Here is an 8,312-nt window from a genome sequence, read left to right as displayed (position 1 = left end):
GACGAGTCGACGCTCGCGCGGTGTGGGGATGTGCAGGCCGAGGTGGACCCGGCACTGTGTGCAGAACCCGTCGTCGTGCCCGCACCCGGTCGCGTGTGGTCGTGCGGGCGCCGATGCGCGCGGGCTTTCGGCGCCGCCGCCGATCGCGGTCAGGCGCCGGTGGGCTCGGGCACGCCCGCCCGTGCCCGCCACCAGCCCAGTACCCCGACGCCGAGCGGCACCAGCAGGGTGAGGAACCCGGACAGCGGCATGTAGGCCAAGCCGGCCCCGACCGTGACCGCCAGGGCGGCGAGCACCGGGGCCGGCACGAAGCCCCGCGCGCGCTCCAGCTCGATCATGGCGAGCCCGAGACCCACCCCGATCACCCCGAACAGGGTGAACCAGAACGACAGTTCGGAGTCCTGTCCACCACGCACCCAATCGGCGACACCCAGGACGGTGTGGACCGCGGCGATGAACACCACCGCGGCCCCGGCCAGCGGAAATCTAGTTCTTGAATTCATATTCATAAACTGTGCCACTAGGCTGAGCCGGTGGCAAGACCCCGTCTCTTCACCGACGATCAGGTGCTCGACGCGGCACGCGATCTCCTCGCCGATCCGGCGATCTCCCGGCCCGCGATCACCGCCATCGGCAAGGCCGCCGGCGTGCACACGGGGTCGATCTATGTGCGTTTCGCCTCACGGGACGAACTCCTCGCGCGGCTGTGGCTGAGGTCGATCCAGCGCTTCCACGCGGGCCTGCTCGACGCGCTCGCCGGGCCGTCGCCGTTGCTGGCCGCGGCGACCTATCTGCCGCGCTACTGCCGCGAACATCCGACCGAGGCCAGGGCGATGAAGATGTTCCATCGCGAGGAACTCCTCGACGTCGGGCCCGACGAGCTGCGGGCCGCGATCGCCACCGTGAACGACGCGATGAATGCCGCGCTGCTGGCCGCCGTCGTGACCGAATTCGGCACCGCCGACGAGCACGCGACCGCCGTCGCCGAGGTCGCCGTGAAGGCCATTCCGTACGGACTCGTGCGCGACTACATCGCCCGCGCTGCCCCGATTCCGGACTGGATCGACGAGGTCGCCGAGACCGCCACCGGCGCCGTGCTGGACCGGTTCCGTTCCCGATCGTGACGACACGCGGTACGAATTCGCGCGACACGCGGGGAAATTCGGGAAACCCCCTGGTCGCGACCCGGCCGGTTTGCGGGGTCGGCGGGGACCGGTCACGCTACCCGGTGGCTAACATCGCCCATATCGGTAAAACCGCAGGTGGGGATGCATTTTTCGGATTCGGCGGTACGATCGGTGCGGAGGAATCGGTGGTCACCGCATCGGGCCCGCGCGCCCCATACGGCATCCGTATTCGTGCCCTGACCTGGGGGTCGGGTTCGCAATCGGCGCGCACCGTGGGTACGGTCGCACAGACCGTCCGGGTAACCGGCGGTAGATCTAGCAATGAACGATGAGACGGAGGAACCCGTGGCCCTTCCCCAGCTGACTGACGAGCAGCGCGCCGCTGCTTTGGAGAAGGCGGCTGCCGCTCGCCGCGCTCGGGCAGAGCTCAAGGAGCGCCTGAAGCGTGGTGGCACCAACCTGAAGCAGGTCCTCACCGACGCCGAGTCCGACGAGATTCTCGGCAAGATGAAGGTGTCGGCGCTGCTCGAGGCTCTGCCGAAGGTGGGCAAGGTCAAGGCTGCCGAGATCATGACCGAGCTGGAGATCGCCCCCACCCGGCGGCTCCGTGGCCTGGGCGACCGTCAGCGCAAGGCGCTGCTGGCTCGCTTCGACTTCGACGCCTGATTCAGGTGGTCGAACACACGCGGAAGGGTCGGCTGGTTGTACTGGTCGGCCCCTCGGCCGTGGGTAAGTCCACGGTCGTGCGGTGCGTGCGGGAACGCCTGCCCGAACTGGTATTCAGCGTGTCCGCGACGACCCGGGCCCCTCGGCCCGGGGAAGTCGACGGCCGTGACTACCGTTTCGTTTCCCGAGCCGAGTTCGACGCCATGATCGCGGCGGACGAACTGCTCGAATGGGCGGACATCCATGGGGGGTTGCAGCGATCGGGCACCCCCGCGGCCCCGGTGCGGGAAGCACTGGCGGCCGGACATCACGTGCTGCTCGAGGTCGACCTGGCCGGCGCGCGGTCGGTCCGGCAGGCGATGCCGGAGGCACTGCTGGTGTTCCTCGCCCCGCCGAGCTGGGAGGAACTGGTCTCGCGACTGCGCTCGCGCGGCACCGAGACACCCGAGGTGATCGAGCGCCGACTCGAGACGGCCCGGGTCGAATTGGCGGCCTGTGACGAGTTCGACACGGTCATCGTGAACAGCGAGGTGACGACCGCCTGCGAGCAGTTGGTATCGTTGTTCGTTAGCACAAATTCGAGTTCTTGACCCACTGACCCCGCAGGAGCCTCCCCTAGTGAGTACGGACATCGCAGCCGCGCCCGCGTACGACACCCCGATCGGCCTCACCAACCCGCCGATCGACGAGCTGCTCGAGCGCACGTCGTCCAAGTACGCCCTGGTGATCTACGCCGCCAAGCGCGCACGGCAGATCAACGATTACTACAACCAGCTCGGCGACGGCATCCTCGAGTACGTCGGCCCGCTCGTCGAGCCCGGCCTGCAGGAGAAGCCGCTGTCGGTCGCCATGCGTGAAATCCACTCCGACCTGCTCGAACACACCGAGGGCGAGTGACAATCTCTTTTCCGGAGGCGTAGAGACCATGCGGATCGTCGTCGGGGTCGGCGGGGGCATCGCCGCCTACAAGGCGTGTGCCCTCGTTCGCCGGTTCACCGAGACCGGCCATCAGGTGCGGGTGATTCCCACCGAGTCGGCTCTGCAGTTCGTCGGTAAGGCGACCTTCGAGGCGCTGTCGGGACAGCCGGTGAACACCGGTGTGTTCGCCGATGTGCCCGAGGTGCCGCATGTCCGGATCGGCCAGGAGGCCGATCTCGTCGTCATCGCCCCCGCCACCGCGGATCTGATGGCGCGCGCCGCACAGGGACGCGCCGACGATCTGCTCACCGCCACCTTGCTGACGGCCCGATGTCCGGTGCTGTTCGCGCCCGCGATGCACACCGAGATGTGGGAGCATCCGGCGACGGTGGCCAATGTCGCGACGCTGCGCGCGCACGGCGCCAATGTCATGGAGCCCGCGTCGGGCCGTCTCACCGGCACCGACACCGGCCCGGGCCGCCTGCCCGAGCCGGAGGAGATCTTCGGACTGGCCTCGCTGCTGCTCGAGCGCGCCGACGCGCTGCCCCGCGACCTGACCGGCCGCCGCCTGGTGATCACCGCCGGCGGTACCAGGGAGCCCCTGGACCCGGTCCGCTTCCTCGGCAATCGCAGTTCCGGCAAGCAGGGCTACGCCCTGGCCAGGGTCGCCGCCCAGCGCGGTGCCCAGGTGACGCTCATCGCGGGCAACACCATCGAACTCGCGCCCCCCGCGGCCGTCGAACTCGTCCACATCACCACCGCCGACCAGCTCAAGACCGCGGTCGACAAGCACGCGCTCGGCGCCGACGCGGTGATCATGGCGGCGGCGGTGGCCGACTTCCGGCCCACCCACGTGGCCGCGGCGAAGATCAAGAAGGGCGTGGACGAGCCCGACGTGATCCCGTTGACCAAGAACGAGGACATCCTCGCCGGCCTGGTCGACGCCCGCACCGAGGGCAGGCTCGCCGGTACCGCGATCGTCGGCTTCGCCGCCGAGACCGGGGACGACAACGGCGACGTGCTCACCCACGCCCGCGCCAAGCTGGCCCGCAAGGGCTGCGACCTGCTCGTGGTCAACGCGGTCGGGGAGGGCAAGGCCTTCGAGGTGGACACCAACGACGGCTGGCTGCTCGGCGCGGACGGCACCGAACAGGCCCTCGACCACGGGTCGAAGGCACTGCTGGCCAGCCGGGTGCTCGACGCGCTCGTGCCGCTGTTGCGCTGACCGATCTCGCACGAGAATTGTTGTGCGGCAACGGTTTGCCGCGCAGTCTAGTGCGAACGGACGAGATCGGTGAGCGGGTTCGCCGGTTCGGTGAACACTCCGGGTCAGTCTGTGTGCACTCCGCCACCTCGTCGGTGGTTTGGAATAGTCTGGATAGAAGGGTTGTGCGGTGGCACCCGAGAGTTACCGTCACAAGCCGATACGAGTAACCCGTTGAGGGAGAGGGAATAACTGTGCGTACGACAGGTAGTCGGCTATTCACCAGTGAGTCCGTAACCGAAGGTCATCCGGACAAGATCTGTGACGCGATCAGCGATTCCATCCTCGACGCCTTGCTCGCGGAGGATCCGAGCAGCCGGGTCGCGGTGGAAACCCTGGTGACCACCGGGCAGGTCCATGTGGCGGGCGAGGTCACCACCTCGGCCTACGCCGATATCCCGCGGATCGTGCGGGAGAAGGTCCTCGAGATCGGATACGACTCCTCCGCAAAGGGATTCGACGGCAACTCCTGCGGCGTCAACATCGCGATCGGTGCCCAGTCGCCCGATATCGCGCAGGGTGTCGACACCTCGCACGAGGCCCGCGTCGGCGGCTCCGACGACGAGATCGAGCGTCAGGGCGCCGGTGACCAGGGCCTGATGTTCGGCTACGCCACCACCGACACCCCCGAGCTGATGCCGCTGCCGATCGCGCTCGCGCACCGGCTCTCGCGCAAGCTCACCGAGGTCCGCAAGTCCGGTGTGCTGCCCTACCTGCGTCCCGACGGCAAGACCCAGGTCACCATCGAATACGACGGTGACAAGCCGGTCCGCCTCGACACGGTCGTCATCTCCACCCAGCACGCCGCCGATATCGATCTGGACAACCTGCTCGCGCCCGATATCCGCGCGAAGGTCGTCGACGCCGTCATCGGTGATCTCGAGCTGCCGTCGCTGGACACCTCCGACATCCGCCTGCTGGTGAACCCCACCGGCAAGTTCGTGCTCGGCGGCCCGATGGGCGACGCCGGCCTGACCGGCCGCAAGATCATCGTCGACACCTACGGCGGCATGGCCCGCCACGGTGGCGGCGCGTTCTCCGGCAAGGACCCGTCGAAGGTGGACCGCTCGGCCGCCTACGCCATGCGCTGGGTCGCCAAGAACGTCGTGGCCGCGGGTCTGGCGGAGCGGGTCGAGGTGCAGGTCGCGTACGCGATCGGCAAGGCGGCCCCGGTCGGCCTGTTCGTCGAGACGTTCGGCACGGAGAAGGTCGACCCGACCCGCATCTCCACCGCCATCTCCGAGGTCTTCGACCTGCGTCCGGGCGCGATCATCCGCGACCTGGACCTGCTGCGCCCGATCTACGCGCCGACCGCGGCCTACGGGCACTTCGGTCGCACCGATGTCGATCTGCCCTGGGAGCACACGGACCGCGCCGACAAGCTGCGCGCGGCCGTCGGCCTGTAGTTCCCACGGCCCGCGTGGCAGCGGACGAGACACGGACAGCAGCGGGACACCCGATCGCTCGGGTGCTCCCGCTGCTGTCGCCCGCGCACCTCGACCGCGATTTCGACTATCTCGTCCCGCCCGACCTGGATGAGATCGCGCAGCCGGGGGTTCGGGTTCGCGTCCGTTTCGCGGGCCGCCTCGTCGACGGGTACCTCCTCGAACGGCTCCCGCGCACCGACCACACCGGCAAGATGATGCCGCTGGAACGGGTGGTCTCCGCCGAACGCGTCCTGACTCCGGAGATCCTGCGCCTGGCCACCGCGGTCGCCGCCCGCTACGCGGGCACCCGCGCCGACGTCCTCCGTTTGGCCATTCCGCCGCGGCACGCCCGCACCGAGAACGGTCCCGCCACACCCCGCCGATCCCGTTCCGGGGCAACGAAATCCGCCGCGCCCTCGGGTGAAGACTCCGGTGCGCCCCCGGTCGAACGCCCCGCCGACGATGCCCGCGATGTGCTCGCCGCCCGGCCGGACGGCGACACCGCTGCGCGGCCGAAGAACAACGAACCCCGTTCCGGAACAGCAGACTCCGTCCCGGAGGCCACGCGTTCCGGCGAATCCGCCGAGGGCCCGCCCACGCCCCCCGCGGTCGGGTCACCCACCCGCGCGGAATCTGCTGCGCCTCTGCGGACCAGCCCGGCCGAGGGTCGCTGTTCCGTCGAAACACCCGAGAACACAACGTCTTTCACTGCGTCCCCGCAGACGACTGTCGACGAATCTCCGGGAGAGACGCCTCACCACGGTGCGGACGAGACGACGTCAGCGCCTGGCACGACACCGTCCGCACGTGTGGTGGCTGGATCAGTCGTGTCCGGCCACCCTGAGCCGGGATCGATGGAGTCTGAATCGGGCGTGGCCAGCTCGGCGGATGGCGGTGCGATCCGGGTCGATGTGTCGGCGTGGGGGCGGTATGTGCACGGCGGGGCGTTCGTCGCGGCGTTGCGGGACGGGCGGGGCCCGCGGGCCGCGTGGCAGGCGCTGCCGGGGGAGGATTGGGCGGCGCGGTTGGCCGAGCTCGCGGCGACGGTCGTGGCCGCTGGGCGCGGGGTGGTGCTCATGGTGCCGGATCAGCGGGATCTGGATCGGTTGCTGGCGGAATGTGTTCGGCTGGTGGGGGATTCGGCGGTCGGGCTGTCGGCGGGGTTGGGGCCCGCCGCGCGGTATCGGCGGTGGCTGTCGGTATTGCGTGGGCAGGCGCGGATCGTGGTCGGGACGCGGGCCGCGGTGTTCGCACCCGTGCGTGACCTGGGATTGATCGCCCTCTGGGACGACGGCGACGACACCTATGCCGAGCCGAGGGCGCCGTATCCGCATGCCCGCGAGGTCGCCATGCTGCGCGCCCACGAGACCGGCGCCGCGTTCGTCGCCGCGGGGTTCGCCCGCACGGCAGAGATCCAGGCCGTCGTCGAATCCGGCTGGGCGCGTGATCTTCTCGCCGAACGCCAGGTCCTGCGCGAGGTGATGCCGCGGATCAGCGCGCCCGGGGACACCGACTTCGCGTTGGAACGCGATGCCCTGGCTCGCTCGGTGCGCATGCCCGGTGTCGCGTTCGCGGCCGCGCGCGCGGCACTGAAGGAGAACGTGGCGGTCCTCGTGCAGGTGCCGCGCCGGGGATACGTCCCGTCGCTGGCGTGCGCGAAATGCCGCACGCCGGCCCGCTGTCGGCACTGCCACGGGCCGCTCGCCCTGCCGCAGACGAACACCGGGGAGGCGGCGAGTCCGCAGTGCAAGTGGTGCGGCATCACCGAGGCCGCGTACCGCTGTCAGGCCTGCGGCGCGCGGGCGCTGCGGGCGACGGTCATCGGCGCGGCGCGCACCGCCGAGGAACTCGGGCGCGCCTTCCCCGGCGTGCCGATCCGGGGTTCCGGCGGTGGAGAGGTGCTCGACGCGGTCGAACCGGGTGCTCAGGTCGTGGTCGCCACCGTCGGCGCCGAACCGCTGGTGCGCGGCGGCTACGGAGTCGCGCTGCTGCTCGACGGCTGGGCCCTGCTCGGCCGCGCCGATCTGCGCGCCACCGAGGACACCCTGCGCCGCTGGATGGGCGCGGCGGCGCTGGTCCGGCCGCGCGGCCAGGTGATCGTGATGGCGGAGCCCTCGCTGCCGACGGTGCAGGCCCTGGTGCGGTGGGACCCGGTCCACCACGCCGCCGCCGAGCTCGAGGCCCGCGCCGAGGTCGGTTTCCCGCCGGCCGTCCGGCTGGCCGCCATCGACGGCACCTCCGCCTCCATCGCCGAATTGCTCGATGTCGCCCAGCTTCCCGAGCACGTCGAGGTGCTCGGTCCGGTCCCGCTGCCCCCGACCGCGCGCAAACCCTTCTCCGGCGCCGAAGAGCCCGCCGAGGTCGAGCGCATGCTCCTGCGCGTCGGCCGCACCGAGGGCACCCCCCTCGCCCGTGCTCTCACCGCCGCGCGCGCCGTCCGCAGCTCGCACCGCTCCGACGCCCCGCTCCGCGTCCAGATCGACCCGGTCGACATCGGCTGACGCGACCCCTCCACCGGACCCGGGTGGCCCCGGGCGGCGAGATGAAGCCGTGCGTAACCCGGACGGGCGATTGGGTGTGTCGGCTGGGTGTGCGCGGGGATGTCGGAGCCGGGTGTCGGCGTATGGGCCGACTGGACCGCTGATTGATACGTGTTCTAATCGACGTTCGTGAGTAGAGAGGCGAGCGGTGGAGTTCTTCACGGTGCGCGACGGTTCGTATGTGGCGAGTGAACTGGCGATCAGCCGGTGGTCGTCGAAGCAGCTGAACGGGGTGGGGGTGTGTGGTCTGCTGGCGAAAGAGGCCGAGAAGCACAGTCCGGGAGCGGGTTTCATCCCGGCCAGGTTCACCGTCGACCTGTTCCGGCCGGTGCTGAACGAGCCGATCACCCTGCGCAGCGAGGTGGTACGC

The 8,312-nt window shown here is 70.1% G+C and carries 9 protein-coding genes; 8 read left to right on the top strand and 1 reads right to left on the bottom strand.

Annotated elements, in window-relative coordinates:
- Positions 1–149: 149 nt before the first annotated feature.
- A complete protein-coding gene (locus QH270_RS19010; protein WP_280344199.1) occupies positions 150–503 on the bottom strand; it encodes a DUF6463 family protein in 354 nt (117 codons plus the stop codon).
- A 30-nt stretch (positions 504–533) separates the two neighbouring features.
- Between QH270_RS19010 and QH270_RS19005 the strand changes: the two genes are divergently transcribed.
- From QH270_RS19005 to QH270_RS18970, 8 genes are all read left to right on the top strand, one after another.
- On the top strand, positions 534–1,124 hold the full coding sequence (locus tag QH270_RS19005) for a TetR/AcrR family transcriptional regulator (protein ID WP_280344196.1): 591 nt from the start codon (positions 534–536) through the stop codon (positions 1,122–1,124).
- Between the two features lie 348 nt (positions 1,125–1,472).
- The gene (gene mihF / locus QH270_RS19000; protein ID WP_043653536.1) at positions 1,473–1,793 is read left to right on the top strand and encodes an integration host factor, actinobacterial type; all 321 of its coding nucleotides are present in this window, start codon (positions 1,473–1,475) and stop codon (positions 1,791–1,793) included.
- 5 nt (positions 1,794–1,798) lie between these two features.
- Positions 1,799–2,383: a guanylate kinase gene (gene gmk, locus QH270_RS18995; protein ID WP_280344195.1), complete on the top strand. Its 585-nt coding sequence runs from the start codon at positions 1,799–1,801 to the stop codon at positions 2,381–2,383.
- The gene (gene rpoZ, locus QH270_RS18990) at positions 2,370–2,690 is read left to right on the top strand and encodes a DNA-directed RNA polymerase subunit omega (protein ID WP_373867119.1); all 321 of its coding nucleotides are present in this window, start codon (positions 2,370–2,372) and stop codon (positions 2,688–2,690) included. The genes gmk and rpoZ overlap by 14 nt, the downstream gene beginning before the upstream one ends.
- A 28-nt stretch (positions 2,691–2,718) precedes the next feature.
- Positions 2,719–3,936 carry a bifunctional phosphopantothenoylcysteine decarboxylase/phosphopantothenate--cysteine ligase CoaBC gene (coaBC, locus tag QH270_RS18985; RefSeq protein WP_280344192.1) on the top strand — a complete coding sequence of 406 codons (1,218 nt, stop codon included), beginning with the start codon at positions 2,719–2,721 and terminating at the stop codon, positions 3,934–3,936.
- A gap of 233 nt (positions 3,937–4,169) precedes the next feature.
- Positions 4,170–5,381: a methionine adenosyltransferase gene (gene metK / locus QH270_RS18980; RefSeq protein WP_280344189.1), complete on the top strand. Its 1,212-nt coding sequence runs from the start codon at positions 4,170–4,172 to the stop codon at positions 5,379–5,381.
- A gap of 62 nt (positions 5,382–5,443) precedes the next feature.
- Positions 5,444–7,903 carry a primosomal protein N' gene (locus tag QH270_RS18975; RefSeq protein WP_348537674.1) on the top strand — a complete coding sequence of 820 codons (2,460 nt, stop codon included), beginning with the start codon at positions 5,444–5,446 and terminating at the stop codon, positions 7,901–7,903.
- Positions 7,904–8,090: 187 nt separating this feature from the next.
- A partial coding sequence (locus QH270_RS18970; RefSeq protein WP_348537673.1) for an acyl-CoA thioesterase domain-containing protein occupies positions 8,091–8,312 on the top strand: 222 nt, incomplete at its 3' end.

It is taken from the genome of Nocardia neocaledoniensis, assembly GCF_029868625.1.
Taxonomy (GTDB): domain Bacteria; phylum Actinomycetota; class Actinomycetes; order Mycobacteriales; family Mycobacteriaceae; genus Nocardia; species Nocardia neocaledoniensis_A.
The sequence above is the reverse complement of the archived record's forward strand: the minus strand, read 5'-3'. Positions and strand labels throughout refer to the sequence as shown.

Coding starts and splice junctions, on each gene's coding strand:
- QH270_RS19010 (WP_280344199.1), bottom strand. CDS start 503: ATGAATTCAAGAACTAGATTTCCGCTGGCCGGGGCCGCGGTGGTGTTC.
- coaBC (WP_280344192.1), top strand. CDS start 2,719: ATGCGGATCGTCGTCGGGGTCGGCGGGGGCATCGCCGCCTACAAGGCG.